At 58.3% G+C, this 17,617-nt stretch carries 16 protein-coding genes; 3 read left to right on the top strand and 13 right to left on the bottom strand.

Annotated features, from left to right (window positions below; all coding sequences use genetic code 11):
• Nucleotides 1-45 precede the first annotated feature (45 nt).
• From IEX10_RS00690 to IEX10_RS00660, 7 genes are all read right to left on the bottom strand, one after another.
• Nucleotides 46-330 carry a hypothetical protein gene (locus IEX10_RS00690; protein ID WP_188669945.1) on the bottom strand — a complete coding sequence of 95 codons (285 nt, stop codon included), beginning with the start codon at nt 328-330 and terminating at the stop codon, nt 46-48.
• A 115-nt stretch (nt 331-445) separates the two neighbouring features.
• Nucleotides 446-988 carry a VOC family protein gene (locus IEX10_RS00685; protein WP_188669943.1) on the bottom strand — a complete coding sequence of 181 codons (543 nt, stop codon included), beginning with the start codon at nt 986-988 and terminating at the stop codon, nt 446-448.
• 79 nt (nt 989-1,067) lie between these two features.
• A complete protein-coding gene (locus tag IEX10_RS00680; protein WP_188669941.1) occupies nt 1,068-2,327 on the bottom strand; it encodes an aminotransferase class V-fold PLP-dependent enzyme in 1,260 nt (419 codons plus the stop codon).
• A gap of 71 nt (nt 2,328-2,398) precedes the next feature.
• Nucleotides 2,399-4,654: a TRAP transporter large permease subunit gene (locus IEX10_RS00675; protein ID WP_188669939.1), complete on the bottom strand. Its 2,256-nt coding sequence runs from the start codon at nt 4,652-4,654 to the stop codon at nt 2,399-2,401.
• Between the two features lie 96 nt (nt 4,655-4,750).
• A complete protein-coding gene (locus tag IEX10_RS00670; RefSeq protein WP_188669937.1) occupies nt 4,751-5,857 on the bottom strand; it encodes a TRAP transporter substrate-binding protein in 1,107 nt (368 codons plus the stop codon).
• Between the two features lie 127 nt (nt 5,858-5,984).
• Nucleotides 5,985-6,653, bottom strand: coding sequence for a TerC family protein (locus IEX10_RS00665; protein WP_188669935.1), 669 nt, complete (start codon nt 6,651-6,653; stop codon nt 5,985-5,987).
• Complete coding sequence (locus IEX10_RS00660; RefSeq protein ID WP_188669933.1) at nt 6,650-8,251, bottom strand: GMC family oxidoreductase; 1,602 nt, start codon at nt 8,249-8,251, stop codon at nt 6,650-6,652. Before IEX10_RS00660 ends, IEX10_RS00665 begins: the two co-directional genes overlap by 4 nt.
• Before the next feature lie 93 nt (nt 8,252-8,344).
• Here IEX10_RS00660 and IEX10_RS00655 point away from each other — a divergent pair, with 93 nt between their 5' ends.
• Nucleotides 8,345-9,106 (top strand): IclR family transcriptional regulator, encoded by a 762-nt coding sequence (locus IEX10_RS00655; protein WP_188669931.1) that lies wholly within the window; start codon nt 8,345-8,347, stop codon nt 9,104-9,106.
• A gap of 12 nt (nt 9,107-9,118) precedes the next feature.
• Here the strand turns inward: IEX10_RS00655 and IEX10_RS00650 are convergent, their stop codons facing one another.
• The 3 genes from IEX10_RS00650 to hisD form a co-directional block, all read right to left on the bottom strand.
• Nucleotides 9,119-9,352: a hypothetical protein gene (locus IEX10_RS00650; RefSeq protein WP_188669929.1), complete on the bottom strand. Its 234-nt coding sequence runs from the start codon at nt 9,350-9,352 to the stop codon at nt 9,119-9,121.
• 64 nt (nt 9,353-9,416) lie between these two features.
• The gene (locus IEX10_RS00645) at nt 9,417-10,403 is read right to left on the bottom strand and encodes a zinc-dependent alcohol dehydrogenase (RefSeq protein ID WP_188669927.1); all 987 of its coding nucleotides are present in this window, start codon (nt 10,401-10,403) and stop codon (nt 9,417-9,419) included.
• Between the two features lie 2 nt (nt 10,404-10,405).
• Complete coding sequence (gene hisD, locus IEX10_RS00640) at nt 10,406-11,713, bottom strand: histidinol dehydrogenase (RefSeq protein WP_188669925.1); 1,308 nt, start codon at nt 11,711-11,713, stop codon at nt 10,406-10,408.
• A gap of 283 nt (nt 11,714-11,996) precedes the next feature.
• On the opposite strand from hisD, the gene rsgA reads away from it, so the two are divergent.
• Nucleotides 11,997-13,049 (top strand): ribosome small subunit-dependent GTPase A, encoded by a 1,053-nt coding sequence (gene rsgA / locus IEX10_RS00635; protein ID WP_188669923.1) that lies wholly within the window; start codon nt 11,997-11,999, stop codon nt 13,047-13,049.
• Nucleotides 13,050-13,064: 15 nt separating this feature from the next.
• Here the strand turns inward: rsgA and dacB are convergent, their stop codons facing one another.
• The 3 genes from dacB to IEX10_RS00620 form a co-directional block, all read right to left on the bottom strand.
• Entirely contained in the window at nt 13,065-14,564 is a 1,500-nt protein-coding gene (dacB, locus tag IEX10_RS00630) for a D-alanyl-D-alanine carboxypeptidase/D-alanyl-D-alanine endopeptidase (protein WP_188669921.1), read from the bottom strand.
• Between the two features lie 75 nt (nt 14,565-14,639).
• Nucleotides 14,640-15,329 (bottom strand): nicotinate-nucleotide adenylyltransferase, encoded by a 690-nt coding sequence (locus IEX10_RS00625; RefSeq protein WP_188669918.1) that lies wholly within the window; start codon nt 15,327-15,329, stop codon nt 14,640-14,642.
• Nucleotides 15,290-15,712 (bottom strand): hypothetical protein, encoded by a 423-nt coding sequence (locus IEX10_RS00620; protein WP_188669916.1) that lies wholly within the window; start codon nt 15,710-15,712, stop codon nt 15,290-15,292. Before IEX10_RS00620 ends, IEX10_RS00625 begins: the two co-directional genes overlap by 40 nt.
• Before the next feature lie 190 nt (nt 15,713-15,902).
• Between IEX10_RS00620 and ettA the strand changes: the two genes are divergently transcribed.
• Nucleotides 15,903-17,558, top strand: coding sequence for an energy-dependent translational throttle protein EttA (gene ettA, locus IEX10_RS00615; RefSeq protein ID WP_188669914.1), 1,656 nt, complete (start codon nt 15,903-15,905; stop codon nt 17,556-17,558).
• The last annotated feature ends 59 nt before the right edge of the window (nt 17,559-17,617 follow it).

The raw sequence follows: 17,617 nt of genomic DNA, 5'->3' as shown, positions 1-17,617 counted from the left end.
GCCACCCGCACCCCACGAGGTTCCCACGGGGCCGCGATCCCCCCTTCATTCCTCCCTACTGCGATCAGACCTAATGCCGCTAAGTGCACCGGACGTTTCTTGTGCGTCGTCGCCGTCGTGGCGGCCTGCGTCGCCGTCCCAGGTGCCTTCGCTGCGTACGGCCTCTTTTATTTCGGGGGGCAGTTCGCGGGCGAGGTCTGCGACTGGTGTGTCGTCGCGGTCTACGGCTTCCTTGCGGATGTTGCGCTCTTCGCCGGGGGTTACAACTGTCAGACCTTCTGTTTCAGCTGTCGATTCAGGTTGTGTGCTGTCGGTGGTTTTATCGGCCATGGTAAATCTCCTTTGCAGGCCCAACGCCTCGCAGAAGGAATGGTTCAATCCTTACGGGATAAAGTGGGTTTTCTTCGCCGCGAAGGGTTGGGAAGCTCCACGGCCCACGCGGGCTTCACCGCTCTGACAGCCGTGCCAGCGCATCTGCGACATCCGCTGTTTCTATCGCCAGACCATCCCGTTCCAGCCGGATTTTATGGGCGAGGTTCAGGACATCCCCGTGGGTTTTGCCTTGGGGCGGATCGAATTTGTAGCTGGCCAGTTCCACCAGCAGGCCCATCGGATCACGAAAGTAGAGGCTATCCATGAAGCCCCGATCCTTGATCCCGCTGGACCCGTATCCTTGCGCCTTGAGACGGTCCTCGGCCAGCCGTATGGTGGCTTGGGACACCCAAAAGGCGATGTGGTGCAGGGAGCCGGGTTGCTGGGCGAGCTTCTGGCTCGGCGGTTGGCGGCCCTCTTCGGTGAAAACGGTCAGGGTGCGCCCGTCGCCGGTGTCAAAATACAGGTGGTTGATCTCTGGCGCGTCCAGATTGGGTTGCTCGAAAATCAGCGGCATGCCCAGCACGCCTTCCCAGAAATCGACCGAGGTCTGGCGGTCTGCGCCGTTCAGGGTGATGTGGTGAATGCCTTGGACTTGGACTGGTACGTGGGTCATGGGTGCCTCCGTTCTGTTACCTGAATGTAGAACGGGGCACCCGATGTGTCATCTGGCAGTAACGAATTTCACTGTTCGTTTAAGTGGAACGGCTGTCCACAATCCCCTGCATGGCTGTCAGAAACTGCGAAACTTCCTGTTCGGTGTTGTAGTGGCACATGGATACGCGCACGCAACTGTCGAGTCCGAGCGGATCAAGTACGTTGCCCGAGTAATGGTCCGCCTTGCGCAGGTGGGTGCGGATGTTCTGGGCGTTCAGCGCAGTCACTACGTCCGCCGCTGTCATGCCTTCAACTGTCAGGGACACCAGACCTTCGCGCAGGGGATTGTCGATGCCGCCGATCACGGACACGCCATCCAGTTCGGCAACGCCCTTGAGGTTGCCAACCCCGTGCAGCATCGCATCGGTGAGGTTTTTCTCATGGGCATGGATCGCTGCGCCTGCTGCCTCTATCCGTTCACGCCGGTCGGAGCTGTCTGTAAGCTGCCCGCCGAGCCAGTCAAAGTACTCCACCACATCGGAAAACGTCGCATAAGCGCCTGTGTCCCGTGTGCCAAACTCCCAATTGTCAGCAGGTCCGTTGATCAGCATATCGTGGTTCATCGCGCCCAAACGGTCCGAGACCCAAGCAACACCATAGCCGTGACGGGAGAACACTTTGTAAGGGGACACTGCATAACCGTCCACGCCGTAAGCAGCAATATCGAGCCGCCCGTGGGCTGCGTGCTGGATACCGTCCACAATGATCAGACAGTCAGGTGCGGTGGCGCGGATCACCTTGACGATCCCCTCCACATCCACGGCCATCCCCGTGACCGGAGAGGTGTGCAGGATGGTGGCCACAACCGTATCAGACGTCACATGAGGCGCATAGTCATCCGCACTGACAGAGCCGGTTTCATCGTCGTGGGGCACCGAAATATAGTCCTTGCCCGCAATCCCCGCCCAGCGCAGCGCGGCAGAGCGGCTGGCGGGATGTTCCAGCGTGCTGCCCAGAACCTTGCCCGCACCACTTTCGATCACCGCCGTGCGGATCATGCGGAACAACAATTCGGTGCCGCTTTCGCCCACAAAGAACTGACCCTTTGGCGCGTTGAAGAACACGCGCATGTCGTCTTTGGCCTTGGCGATGACCCGCATCAATTCGGCGCTGGCCACGTTATCGCGGCCCTGATTATCTGGGATGGAGGCGTAAAAGGTTGTCGTCTCTACCGCCGACTTCAGCGTCAACGCGCCGCCCGCGTTTTCAAAGAACACCCGCGGCCCCTGAAACGGGCAGTTGTCCACATGGGCGAACCGTCCACGGATTTCGTCAATCAAACCTTCTTTGGCAAACATTGCGCCGCTCCTTTTTATGGTCGGCCATTTCAAACCGGATCAGCCGACCATGTGCAAGCGGTTTCTCCCGGCTACTGCCCTGCGAAATAAGCCGGCAACCAAAGCGCGATTTGCGGGAAGGAAAAGATCAGGATCAGCCCGAGCAACTGGATCAGCATGAACTGCATCATACCAAGGTAAATGTCCTTCAGGTCCCACTCAGGCACCACGCCTTTGAGGAAGTAGGCCGACAGCGCCACGGGCGGCGACAGCCACGCCGTTTGCAGGTTCACCGCCACCAGAATGGCAAACCACGTCAGATTGATCTGCAAAGCCTCTAGCGTTGGCACAAGGATCGGCACGATGATCAGGACGATCGGCACCCATTCTAGCGGCCAGCCCAACAGGAAGATCAGCGCCATGATGATGATCAGGATCATGGTCGGCGCCAGCTCCCATGCCAGCAGCAGTTCGGTCAGCATGGTCGGTGTGCCAAGGCGGCTGAACACTGCGCCAAAGAAGTTGGAGGCGGCTACGAGGAACATGATCAGAACGGTGATTTCCAGCGTCTTGATCATCGCATCATAAAAACTCGCCCAAGTCAGTTTGTTGTAGGCGAGCGACAGCAGCAACGCGCCAAAGGCCCCGCAGGCCGCAGCCTCGGCCGGTGTGGCCCAGCCTGCAAGAATAGAGCCGAGTGCAAAGGCGATAAGCGTTGTGGGTGGCACCAGCCCCATGAAGAATTCATACCACAGATCGGAATAATAAAATCCGCCCGGCCGGACTTTGCGCGCCCAAGTGTAAACGGCCCACATCACCGCGACCCAAGCCAGCGGCACGATCAGGCCAGCGAACGGAAACAGGCCCGAAAGGCTGCCGTTGATGCCCAGCGTAATCAGCCAGATCATCACCACAAGGGAGGCAAAAACCGACGTGAACTCCAGCGCGTAATAGGGCGAGGTTTCAGGCTGTTCATCCACAGGCAGGATCGGGCCAAGGTCGGGATTGATCCAGCACCGCACAAGCGCGTAGACCATATAAAGCACCGCCAGCATGATCCCCGGAATGATCGCGGCCTGAAACAGCTCTGTCACCGGAACCTCCAGCACCGGCCCCATCACCACCAGCATGATCGAGGGCGGGATCAGAATACCCAGCGTCCCCCCCGCCGTGATCGTGCCCGCTGCAAGACGTACGTCATAGCCCGATTTATTCATCGTGCGGGCTGCCATAATGCCAAGGATCGTCACCGATGCGCCCACAATGCCTGTCGCGGCGGCAAAGATCATCGACACGAACAGGACCGCCACGAACAACGCCCCGCGGGTGCGCGAAAACATCAATTGGATCGCCGTAAACAGCCGTTCCATCAGACCGGCCTTTTCCATCAGGATACCCATGAACACAAACAGCGGAACCGCCACCAGTTGTTCATCCAGCATGGTCGAATTGAACTGAAAGGTTTGTAGATAGAACGCCATCTTCGCCTTGAACCCCCAAGCCCCGAAAACGAAGGCAAGGAAGATCAGGGTAAAGGAAATCGGAAAGCCGACGAAGATCGAGAACAGCATCACTGCGATCATGATCAGGCCGATGGTTTCCTGCGACACACCACTGCCACCAAGTCCGCCAACAAGGCTGCGCCACCAGTCGCCCAGCGGGATCATATTTGGATAAACCGTCGCCAGAAAGACGATCGTCAGCCCTACCAGATAGAACGGCAAGGCAATCAGAAACAGACGGCGGCGCGCGGCGCTCATCTCGTAAAGGGTTTTCAGCAGCTCTGAAATGCCCTGCAACAGCAGCAATAACGCACAGAGCGGCATGGCCGTACGCGCAGGCGCAAGGGGCGCCATCATCGCCGTGTCCATGCTGCGCTCCCACGTCACCCAGGCCTTTGAGGTATATTCAAACGACACCCAGAGAAAGAACACCATCGCCGGAAAGTAGAAGGCCAGATACAACAGCCCGTCCACCGTCATCTGGGTTTCCTTGCTCCAGTTCCGGTAAATGAAATCGGCACGGATGTGCACCCCGCGCATCAGGGCGTATCCGGCGCCAAGCATGAACATGGCCCCCGCCAGCATCCGGCTGTATTCAAAGGAATAATCGGTGGGCGCAAGGAACAACTTGCGGCTGACCACCTCTATCACCATCACCGCGATGATCGGAATAACCAGCAGGCAGGCCAACCGCCCGACCCAGAGGTTCAGCACATCGATGACCGCAACAATCGGGCGCATCCAGGGCGTCATATCCGCTGGCGTCTGGCCCGGAATAAAATCATTCCGCTCTGCGATCAGCTCGTCCGTGATTTCCAGTTTGCCCGGTTCCACTTCTTCTGCCATGCGACACTCTCCCCGTGTTTATATGAAAACGCCCCCTCAGAAAGGCGCTTGCAAATAGACGGTTCGGGGCGCAGCCGCAGCCGCGCCCCGCGCAGTTTATTTTACAGAGTCAGCAAACGCCTTGCCGAGCGCCGCATTAGAGGCTTGCGAACCAGCCCAGTACGGCACAGCAATCGCTGCGAAATCCTTTTGAGACTGCCAGACCTTGGCAAAGAACTCGTTCTCTGCCGCATTCTTTTCGAGCGAGGCTTTGGCCGCGTTCATATAGGCCGGGAAATAATCCGCAGGCGTGTCGTGCAGGATCACGCCGTGGTTTTCCGTCAGATCCTTCAGCGCCTTGCCGTTTTCGTAAATCCGGTAGGACATGGCTTTGGACAGGGACGCATTCGCCGCCACTTCGATGGCTTTTTGTTGCAGCGGTGTCAGGCTGTCATAGACATCCTTGTTAAGGTAAAGATCCGCGTTCACAACAACCTGATGCAACCCTTGCAGGTAGTAATGCTTCAGGACTTTCTGAAAGCCGAAGACAGAGTCAGGCTTGGGGCAGCACCATTCAGCCGCATCAATCGTCCCCTTTTCAAGCGCAGGCAGAATATCCCCGCCGCCCATCGCGACAGAGGCCACGCCGATGTCTTTATAGGTCTGGCCTGGAATACCCGGAGGCGTGCGGAAGCGGTATTTGCGGAAATCATCCATAGAAGTGATCGGCTCTTTGAACCAGCCGAGCGCTTCGGGTCCGACAGGTTGCAGCATGAAACCCTTCACGTTCATACCCATCTCGTCCCAAAGCTGGTCATAGAGTTCCTTGCCGCCACCGAACTGAAACCACGACACAAAGGCGATGTTGTCGATTCCAACACCCGCGCCCGCCACCGGAGACCCGAACAGCATGGCCGCAGGGTGCTTACCGGACCAATAGTGTGTCCAGGCAAAGCCACCGTCAATCAGACCCGCATCCACAGCATCCAGCGTTTCGGCAACGCCGACCACAGAACCGGCAGGCAGGATTTCAAAACGCACCTCGCCATTGGTCAAAGCGGTCACATCTTCCCCGAAGTCCTTAAGCATGACAACTTCATCTGCCTTGGCCGAGATCACCGTCTGAATGCGGATCACTGTTTCCCCAAATGCAGAAGATACAAACAAGGATGCGCCGACAACGGATGCTGCGGCCCCCTTGGCAATCGTCTTCAAATTGAACATTACGTCCTCCCAAAATGTAGCCTTCTTAGTATATTGCCAAACCACGAAGGCGTTTGGTTCGGCTTATTCATACGGATACGATCGCTCGATCCTCCCCAATCCGCTGAATTATCTGTGGCAGAGGGGGCTAGTGCCCCTTGCTTAAATTATACCCTTCTATCAGCCCCAGCATCGGCCCCACGCCACTGCTGGCATCAAAAAATCCGCGATACATCATTTCACCGGCCACATAGACCAGCACGATCAGGCCGAGCCATGAAATCCACGGGTACATCGTTAACAGGTGCATGATCATCGTTGCGGCAAAGGCCATCAGGATGATCGCCAGCGCCAGACCGAAGATCAACATATTGGTATCCCCGTCAGCAATCGCTGCCACCGCCAAAACATTGTCGAGCGACATAGACACGTCAGCTATCGTGATCGACACCAGCGCGGAAAACAGCGTGCGCGTGGGTGCGCCGGTGTAGCCCTTGGTCGGGTCCTCGGCATCCATCAGGGCATGTTCCGCCTGTTCGTCCACATTCTCGCGGATTTCCTGATAAAGCCGCCAACACACCCAGACCAGCAGCAGCGAGCCGACAAACAAAATGCCCGGAATTCCCAGAAGTTTGGTCGCTACCACCGCAAAAACAATCCGCAACACCGCCGCGATGACCATCCCATACAGAATTGCCTTCTTGCGCAACTCCGGCGCCAGCCCCGCCGCCGCCATACCGATGATCAGCGCATTGTCACCGGATAGGATCAAATCCGCGATGATAATCTTGCCAAAATCAAGCACCATATCCATCATTTGCCTGCATCCTCCAGAACCATTGCCGCCAGTTTTTCCCCGATCATGATGCACGGGGCATTGGTGTTGCCGCTTGTGATCACAGGCATGATAGAGGCATCTGCCACCCGCAATCCGTCCACCCCGTGAACCCGCAGTTGCGGATCGACGACCGCCTGACTGTCGCGGCCCATTTTGCAGGTGCCGGTCGGGTGATAGATCGTCACAGACGTGTCCCGCGCCCAATCCAGCGTCGCTGCGTAATCGCCCAAGGCTACCCCCGCCCCCGGCGCGTGTTCCTCTGAAATATAATCCGCCAGCGGACTGGTCCGCGCGATTTTGCGGGCAATCTCGATCCCAGCGACCAACGTGCGCTGGTCCGTTTCTGTCGCCAGATAGTTCGGATGGATTTCGGGATGGTCGCGGAAATCCTTGCTGGCCAGTTTAAGATGCCCCGTGCTTTCTGGGCGCATTTGCAGCACGGACGCGGTGAAACCGGAAAACTTATGCGGTCCGTCCGCCGGTTTATCCGCGCTCCACGGTTGAATGTGAAACTGGATATCGGGCGTCGCCATGCGCGGATCGGTTTTCAGAAATCCGGTCCCAAGACTGGCTGCCATTGTCATCGGACCGGACTGGGTCAGCAAATAGCGCAGCCCGATAAGCCCCTGCTTGAACAGGTTGTTAATTTCGACGTTGATGGTCCCGAGCGAGGTTTTGAACACAGGGCGCGCTTGCAAGTGGTCTTGCAAGTTCCGGCCCACACCGGGCAGATGGCAAACGGTTTCGATCCCCTGCTCCGCCAGATCCGCGCCGTTGCCGACCCCTGACAGCATCAGGATCTGCGGCGAGCCGATTGCCCCTGCACACAAGATCACTTCACGCCGCGCCTTCAGGGTTTCGCTCTGGCCGTTGCGGTTCACCACCACACCGGTTGCCCGACCATCAGCGATCACAACACGTTCGGTCTGTGCATGAGTCAGAATGTGCAGGTTTTTGCGACCCCGCGCCGGTTTCAGATAGGCACGCGCCGAGGAGCACCGCCGTCCGCCATCCAGCGTTAACTGGAAATAGCCAACACCTTCCTGATCGCCGCTGTTGTAATCGGAATTGCGCCTGTAGCCCGCTGCCTCTGCCGCATCCATCCAGTAATCCACCACATCCCGCTTCAGACGTGTGGGCGAAACGGACAGCGGACCAGCCGTCCCGCGATCCTGCGATTTCGGCTCACCTTTCCAAGTTTCGGCCTTGGTGAAATAGGGCAGAACATCATCCCAGCCCCAGCCCTCGTTGCCAAGCTGGCGCCAGCCGTCAAAGTCCTCGGCCTGTCCGCGAACATACAACAATCCATTGATAGAAGATGATCCACCCAAAACCTTACCCCGTGGCCACGGAATATCCCGTCCGTTCAACCCCGGATCAGGGGCGGTGCGATACATCCAGTCGGTCGCCGGATTGCCCATCGTCTTGAAATAGCCCACCGGAATATGAATCCACGGGTTGGTGTCCTTGCCACCAGCCTCGACCAGCGCAACCGAATGCCGTCCATCTTCGGACAGACGCGCTGCGGCAGCACATCCTGCGGAACCAGCCCCTATGACAAGGTAGTCAAACTCCAAAAGCACTCCAATTTGCAAAAAATGAGACTTATAGTCTTGTTTCAACTCAAAAATGAGCTAAACAGAGATCAAAAGCTATTGCAAAGGAAAAACATGACCGACGCAGATCGCATCCCCACAAATTTGCGCACCTTGTTGATCCTAGAGATCCTCGGCCGCGCGGACGAACCACTTACACCGACCCAGATTAACGAACATCTTGACCTGCCAAAACAGACAGTGCACCGGTTGTGCACTACGCTTGAACAGGAAGGGTTCCTTACCCGATGCGCAGATGGCAAACGGATGAAACCGGCGCGGCGACTGATGGACCTTGGCGCAGGTTTAATTCATTCGGCGCGAGACTTTCACAGCCGTCACCAGATTTTGGAACAGATTGCGCAGCGGGTAAACGAAGCGGTTAATTATGTGGTGCCACAAGAAAGCGGGATGCATTATCTCGACCGCGTCGATACTGACTGGCCTCTTCGCATCCAGCTTCCTGTCGGCTCTCATGTGCCGTTCCACTGCACTGCCAGTGGTAAGGCTTATATGGCCTCGATGGCTCCGGCTGCGCGGCGGGCCTTTGTGGCGGCGCTGGACCTGAAGCCCCTGACCGAAGCGACCATTTTGACTCCCGCCGCCCTGCTGGAAGAGCTTGCCCAGATCCGCAAACAGGGCTTTGCCATCGACAATGGAGAATTCATGGAAGGCATGGTCGCACTGGCCGTTCCCGTGACAGACCCGTCCGGGCGTTACCTTGCGTCTCTGGCGTTTCACGGCCCGTCCCAGCGGTTGACCGTGGCACAGGCGATTGCGCAGAAAACGATTATTCAAGACGGGGCGGAAAAACTGCGCGACAGCCTGTTTGAATGACCGAACCGCGCGTCACGCCCAGCGGACCAAACCGATGATTGCCGAAGCGGCGTAGAAGAACTGCAAGGCAAAGAACGCCCAGCGCCGATCAATATAGCCCCACGCCGCAAACAACAGCGCCGAGACCAGCAAAAGCGAAAAGCCGAGCAGTTCGTTTCCGGTGTTGGAGGCGATCAGCAGCGCATAAACCATCGCCAGAACCGAACCGCCAACTTCAAAAATCGTGATCCAGTGTTGCTTGCTCATCGCGGATGTCCTGTGGTTGCGGTCAGACCCGCAGGCTTAACCGTCAGGCTCCTGCTGCGCAATATTAATAGGGATGCAGGATGACTTTGGGGGCGGCGACCTTGCCGTCCAGTATCTCTGCAAAGGCCGCAGCGCCATCTTTCAAGGCGCGATGCTCGGCCCAGTCCAACGCACCGAATATACCGTCGTATATCCCCTGCGCCGTGTCGCGAAAATCCTGCGCGGTATAGGTGTAGGTGCCGATAAAGGTAATCTCCTGCAAGGTCAGGCGGCGGGTGTCGAGCCCCTGTTCTGAATCGCCAAGACCGATATGCACGATCACCCCTCCAGCCTGCACCAGTGCACTGGCCGCGCGGCGGGTGTGGCTGATCCCGACGCAATCCACCACCAGATCGAACGCGCCAGAAACACCGGCAGGATCAAGCACGGCGAAGTCCCCGATACTTTGCAACACAGTGTGGCGCTTCAGGTTCGGTTCGACAATGGTAACGTCCTTCGCGCCCATCGCCCGCAGCGCAAGGGCAGTTCCGACACCGATTGCCCCGCCGCCCTGCACGAGACAGCGTGCCTGATCAAGCGGGCCAAACAGCGCCTCCTGTCCCAAACGCGCCCCGTGCCAGCACACCGCCAGCGGTTCCGCCAAGGCGGCGTAATCGATGGACACGGCATCCGGCACGGGCACAAGGTTCCGGCTCGGCATCACAAGCTGCTGGGCAAAGGCCCCCTGTCGCGGCGCCATAGAAATGATCTGTCGGTGGGTGCAAAGGTTCTCGCGCTGCTGTTGGCACAACCCGCAGGTCCCACAAGTGACCAGCGGATTCACTGTAACCCTTTGCCCGGCCATTGGCCCTTCAAGCACCAATCCAGCGGCCTCATGCCCAAGGATCAGCGGCGCGGGACGGCGTTCATCGTGGCCAAGATAGGCGTGCATGTCAGAGCCGCAAATCCCCACCGCATCCACGCGGATCAGGTTGTCATCGCCCGTAGCAGTCAAATCCGTCCTGTCCTGCATTTCCAGCGTTTGAGGACCGGTATAGACAAGGGCGCGCATGATCAGGCAGTTCCGCTCAGATCAAAGGACTCGTCGGGGTAGTATTTGTGCAACCGCACATCGGCGGCGCGGGCGTGGCCTTCCATACCTTCCAACCGTGAAATCCGTGCTGTGGCCTCGGCGACCTGCTTGGCCCCGTCCCGCGTGGCGCGCTGCCATGTGACCACTTTCATATACTTGTGGACGCTAAGCCCGCCGGTATAGCGCGCCGATCCCGAAGTGGGCAGCACGTGGTTTGTACCGGACGCTTTATCCCCGTAAGACACGGTTGTCTCCTCCCCCAGAAACAGCGATCCATAACACTGCAACCGCTCCAGCCACCAATCAAGATCCGCCGCCTGCACGGTCAGATGTTCCGGCGCATAGTCATCCGACGTGGCCGCCATTTCTTCACGGTCGGCGCAGATGATCACCTCGGCATAGTCGCGCCACGCAGCGGTTGCGTTTTCGCGGTTGAGTTCCGGCAAATTCGCGATCAGCTCTGGAACGCGGTCCATCACGGTTTTCGCCAGTGTTTCATCATCCGTCACCAGCCAGACCGGAGAGTTATAGCCGTGCTCCGCCTGACTGACCAAATCCACCGCCACGATTTCCGCATCCGCCGCACCATCAGCAAGGATTAGGCTGTCCGTTGGTCCTGCGATCATGTCGATGCCCACACGCCCGAACAAAATGCGCTTTGCCTCGGCTACGAACTGGTTCCCCGGCCCGACGATAATATCCGCCTTGGGCAAATCGAACAGACCAAAGGTCATGGCGGCAACACCCTGCACGCCGCCCATAGACAGGATATTATCAGCGCCGCACAAATGGGCCGCATAGATAATCGCCGGCGCGATCCCTGCATCCCCCTGCGGTGGCGAACACACGCTAATATTCTGCACCCCTGCCACTTTGGCGGTGGTCACAGTCATCATCGCGCTGGCAATATGAGAGTAACGCCCGCCCGGCACATAGCAGCCTGCCGCACGAACCGGAATCGTCCGCTGGCCTTCGATCAGGCCGGGACGCACTTCCATTTCGAAATCCTGCATCGAACCTCTTTGCGCTTCGGCAAACTTGCGGATGTTTTCATGGGCGAAGGCGATGTCGGCTTTCAGCTTTTGCGGAACTTTATCCGCCGCTGCGGCAATGGCCGCTGCATCCAGAACCATCGGGCCGTCATATTTGTCGAACTTCAGCGCATAGCTTTTGGCCGCTGCCTCGCCGCCCTGTTCAATATCATCAAGGATCGTTTGCACCGTGTGCTGCACAGAGGCACTGTCCGTTTTAGCAGTCTTTTCGGCTTTCTTCAAATAAACACGCGCCATGTTCCGGCTCCCTTGATGTTTTTTAAGAGGTCTGACCAAGTCACCACATTAAATCAAGAAATTTGCCGGAGTTTGGGGAAATCCGAAACTGGCTTTCCCCTCCCTTGGCGCATCACAATCCCTCCATAGAAGGCCCCACTGTAACAGGCTTGCCTAAACTGTGGCGGCCTTCTAAAATCCAGCCAGCAAACAACGGAGATTTCATGTTCTGCCAGATGGGGAACCTGACGCCGCCCCTGCTGCCGCGCAGTTCCGAACAGGTCCAGACCATGAAACACATCCAATGACACCGGATAATCCCCTGAACACTTTAGATACCCTAACCCTGACGAGGCTCGGCTGGCAGAACTTTTTTGCCCAGCAGACCGACACCGACGAAATGGAAAAGACGCCGCCGGTGCGCGTCACAGAAGTCCACCGCAACGGGCTGCGGGTGCGCGGTGAAACTATCGATGCGCTGATCCCGCCCGGACCGGAAGCCACCGTCGGGGACTGGCTGTTGTTTGACAGCGAACTGCCCACCGCGAGCGTGGTTCTCGACCGTAAAAGCCTTGTGAAGCGCCGTGCAGCGGGGCACGACCGCTCTGCCCAGTTGATTGCGGCCAATCTGGATACGGCGTTTATCGTCACGTCTTGCAATCAGGATTTCAACGTGGCGCGGCTGGAACGCTATATCGCGCTGACCCTTGAAGCGGGGGTTGCGCCGGTGCTGGTGCTGACCAAAGCAGACCTGTGCGACACGCCGGAAACATATGTGGACAGCGCCAGGGCCATTTCTGATCTGGTGCCGGTCCTGACCCTTGATGCGCGGGGCGAAGAACCGGCGCAATTGCTGGCGCCGTGGTGTAAGGCGGGACAAACGGTGGCGTTTCTGGGTTCTTCCGGTGTGGGAAAATCCACCCTGACGAATGCCCTGTCGAGCACGCTACGCATTGAGACGCAAGAGATCCGCGAAGACGATGCGAAGGGACGTCACACCACCACCAAGCGGCAGCTACATTTTATCCCCAACGGCTGCGCGGTGCTGGATACGCCCGGCATGAGAGAGCTGCAACTGACCGAGGCTGCTTCGGGTGTCGCAGATTTATTTGCGGATATCCACGCGCTGACCCAGCAATGCAAATTCCGCGATTGTGCCCATGAAACCGAACCGGGGTGCGCCATTCGCGCCGCCCTTGAAACCGGCGAAATCGACGCCCCGCGACTGGACCGCTGGCGCAAGCTACATACAGAAGATCAGATCAACACGGCCGCGCTCGCCCAGCGCAATGCGTCGGACAAGGCACTCGCCAAAGTGATCCGTCAGGCCAAAAAACTGAAAAAACAGCGCAAGTAGCGCGCGCGCCTGCCCCTACGATCCGACCCCGTATTCCAGCGCCCAGTGCCGCAGCAGTTTCTGCTGCATCCCCTTAGACCGCTTACGCCATGCCCGTCCGCCCTCCGGCCGTTCCCGATTGGCGCGGCTGATCTGGGACCGCCGCTTCATATCCGCCGTAAAGATCGCAAAGGTCAGCTTTTGACCGTTGGGGGCATCAATGAAACCAGCTAGCGCACTGGCGAAGTTCAGCGTACCGGTTTTGGCCAGCACCGTGACCCCGTCAATCGGCGCGGAACGACCTTTGGAGTTCACCAGTTTTATTTCCTTAAGCAACGGACGCAGCGGCCCGTTCCAGCCCGACCGAGCCAAAATTTGCACCATCTGTTGTGCGTTCACCCGTGAATCATCCCCCAAACCGGAGTGATCCACAAACTTCACCCCATTCACCCCGTAGGCCTTCTCAACCCAACTACTCATCTCCCGCGCGGAACCGGCCAGATTGCGCACGGCACTCCCCCGTTTGCGTGTGGTGGCCAGACCTGTGACCTCGGCGGTGAGGTTGGTGGAATATTTCAGCATCCCCTTTACCTGAGCCTGCAACGGCGCGCTGACTTCCTGTGCGACAACAGTGCCGTTTTGCAGCCGGTTGGTCGAGGTGGCTTCGGGAAGGCGCACGCCTTTTTGCGCCGCCAGACCGCGGAACACTTCACCCACATAGGCGTCGATCTCCCGCACAGGCAGCCAGCGCCCGCCGCCTTTGCCAAGAGCACCGCGCATGACGGTCCAATCCTCGTTCTTGGTGGACTTCTTATAGGTAAACAGTGGCCCCTGCCGGTTCACAATCCCAACACGGATGCCGCGCACCGCAGGGCGGTACTTGTTGGTGCGCGCATCCATCGTGGTGGCATAACCGTTGCCCTGCCGTTTCCATTCGAAATACACGCGATTGAAGTTCAGGTTCAGCCCCGACACGGCCGGATTATATCCCACGTGATCGGGCTGCTGTGGATCGATGCTCTGCTGATAGGGCAAAGCACCACTGTAAACGCGAAAGCGCCCCGTCACGCCGGTAATACCCGCCGCACGCAACTTGTCCGCAAGACTGGCCAGCCCGTCCGTATCAAGATGAGGATCACCGCCCCCTGCAAGGATCACATCCCCTTGAACGATACCACCGGACACCGGACCGGTGGTGATCAGGCTGGTGGCAAAGCGGTGGTTTGCTCCCAGATGTTGCAGGGCGTAAAGGGCGGTGACAGATTTGGTAACACTGGCCGGTGGCAAGTCCCTGTCCGGTGTATAGGATTCGAGCACCCGCCCCTGACTGTCAGACACTAAAATGCTGACTTCGCCAGACAGACCGGCCCCTTGCACAATATCGGCGATCGAAGCGCGTGGGCTGGCCGCCTTAACCTTTTGCGCACCGCGCAAAGGGCGATGGTGGGGACGCGGAGATGTCAGCGGAGCGGAGGCCAGTGCAGGAACCGCAGCGGAGGCCAGCATGGCAGTAATAAAGAAACGACGGGTCAACATATAAGGGGTCACATTAATCTGGGCTTGTTCACCCCAAAGCTTAGGGCGTCAGGCACGCCCCGACAAGGTGGAGGCCTAGGTTTCCGGCGATGTTTTGCCAGAGCTTGGCACGCCCCCTGCAGATGTGGGCCAGTCCCCCTGCGCACGGATCTGCGTGCTCGACAGGCGCACCATTGGTCCGGTCAGCAAGGACCAACACGGCGCCTCCCGAAACGGCAGTGCTTCGGCGCGGCGGGCCTGCAGGCGGTAATTGCGATAGCGCCTTGCAGCCGGAGAACACCCCGCGGCCAGTTGCTCTCCGGGACGACCCAACACACCAATGGGCAGGGCCTCCATGATCCAGTCCCAATCCTTCCAGCGATGAAACTCTGCCAGATTATCCGCGCCCATCAACCAGACAAACCGCGCACCGCGATAGCGGGGCAGCAGGGCTTGCAACGTGGCCGCCGTGTAGCGGGTCCCAAGGTGCGATTCTATATCCGTGACAACCATGCGCGGATCATCCGCGAGGGCGCGACAGGCTTCCAGCCGCCGCCCCATTGACGCAGGGCCGCGCGCCTTTAACGGATTGCCCGGACTGACCATCCACCACACCCGGTCCAGCCCGAAAGACTTCAGCGCCCAGCGCGAGATGTGCAAATGTCCCTGATGGGGCGGATCAAAGGAACCGCCAAGAAGCCCGATACGCTGGCCAGCAGTCGCCAAAGGAAAATGCGCCTGTTTCGTCACGTGTTCTGACCTTTCGTGCGGTCGCCTGCGTGACATAACCCGCTTTGCACCATACCGGTTGAAAGGTTCCTGCCCTTCAGCCCGCGCCGTTCTGCCACCGTGCAGCGCCCCCGCAGGCGGCTGTCCGGCAACTCCACAACGTCGCATTCAAAATGTCCCGCGCGGCGCAGGAAGGTGTTCATCAAAGCCTTGGCATCCCGACCGGCGGTTTTATCCACATCCGGACACGTCAGGTTTTCCAACAGCATCTCCTGCCCTTTAAACAATATCCGGCCCCCCGTAATTGCCTTTGTGTTCACCCGATCCCAAATCGCCGTTTCCACGCGGCGCGGCTCTTGTGCCTGCGCCGCCGCTGACAACAGACAAAGCGCCAATAGAACCAGCGCAGATCGCGCGATATGATGCTGTAATATATACATTGCCCGCGTGGTTACGGGATAACGCCGCCCGTTTCCAGCGAAACTGCACGCAAGCCGGACAAAGCCGCCCCCTTTAAACGCGACAACCACAAAGCACGACACCCACAAAGCACGACCCCGCCCATTGCCCCCTAAGCCCCGCTTCGATAAGAACACCGAAACGACAGATACCAGTAGCAAGGGCGATCAGATGGCTTCTTACCAATACGTTTACCACATGGACGGCGTGTCCAAAACCTATCCGGGCGGCAAGAAATGCTTTGAGAACATCCGCCTGTCCTTCCTCCCCGGTGTAAAAATCGGTGTGGTTGGCGTCAACGGCTCGGGTAAATCCACGCTGATGAAGATCATGGCCGGACTCGACAAGGATTTCACCGGCGAGGCTTGGTCCGCAGAAGGCGCCAAAGTCGGCTATCTGCCACAGGAACCCAAGCTGGACGAGAGCCTGAACGTGCGTGAAAACGTGATGCTGGCAGTGGCCGACAAAAAGGCCATTCTGGACGAATACAACGATCTGGCGATGAACTACTCGGATGAAACAGCCGAGCGTATGGGCGAGTTGCAAGACCAGATCGACGCCCAGGACCTGTGGAATCTGGACGCCAGCATCGACATCGCGATGGAGGCCTTGCGCTGTCCGCCTGATGACGCTGCTGTGTCTTCCCTGTCCGGTGGTGAAGCCCGTCGCGTGGCCTTGTGTAAACTGCTGCTCGAAGCGCCAGACATGCTGCTGCTTGACGAACCGACCAACCACCTTGATGCCGAAACAATCGCTTGGCTGCAAAAGCACCTGATGGATTACAAGGGCACCATCCTGATCGTCACCCACGACCGCTACTTCCTCGACGATATTACCTCCTGGATTCTCGAACTCGACCGTGGTCGCGGCATCCCCTATGAGGGCAACTATTCCTCTTGGTTGGAACAAAAAGCCAAACGTCTGGCCCATGAAGCAAAAGACGACAAGACCCGCCAGAAAACACTGGAGCGGGAACTTGAGTGGATTCGCCAAGGCGCCAAGGCGCGTCAGGCCAAACAAAAAGCACGGATCAACGCCTATAACGATCTGGCGAACCAGTCAGAACGCGAAAAAATCAGCCGCGCACAGATTGTCATTCCAAACGGCCCGCGCTTGGGTGGCAAAGTGATCGAGGTGGAGAACCTCTCCAAAGCCTACGGCGATAAACTCCTTGTAGAGAACCTGTCGTTCTCCCTGCCACCGGGTGGCATTGTGGGCGTGATCGGCCCCAACGGTGCAGGTAAATCCACACTGTTCAAAATGTTGACTGGTCAGGAACAACCCGACAGCGGCGAGGTCACTTACGGCGACACCGTGAAACTGTCCTACGTTGACCAGTCCCGCGACAATCTGGACGACACAAAAACCGTCTGGGCCGAGATTTCGGATTCTCAGGACATCATCAAACTGGGTGACGCGGAAATGAACGCGCGGGCCTATTGCTCGGCATTCAACTTCAAAGGCGGCGACCAGCAAAAGACCATGAACCTGCTGTCAGGCGGGGAACGCAACCGCGTGCATCTGGCCAAACTGCTACGCGAAGGCGGCAACGTGCTGCTGCTTGACGAACCGACCAACGACCTTGACGTGGAAACCCTGCGCGCCCTTGAAGACGCGCTGGTGGATTTCGCAGGCTGCGCGGTGGTGATTTCCCACGACCGTTTCTTCCTTGACCGGATCTGTACGCATATTCTGGCATTCGAGGGCGAGGCCCACGTGGAATGGTTTGAAGGCAACTTTGCGGATTACGAAGAAGACAAAATCCGCCGCTTGGGACCAAATGCGCTGGAACCAACCCGCGTGAAATACAAGAAGTTCACACGGTAATACCGTAGGTCGGGCTTCAGCCCGACACTATTTTGCGTTTATTGGTCGGGCTGAAGCCC

This window comes from Neptunicoccus cionae (assembly GCF_014643735.1).
Taxonomy (GTDB): domain Bacteria; phylum Pseudomonadota; class Alphaproteobacteria; order Rhodobacterales; family Rhodobacteraceae; genus Amylibacter; species Amylibacter cionae.
The sequence above is the reverse complement of the archived record's forward strand: the minus strand, read 5'-3'. Positions and strand labels throughout refer to the sequence as shown.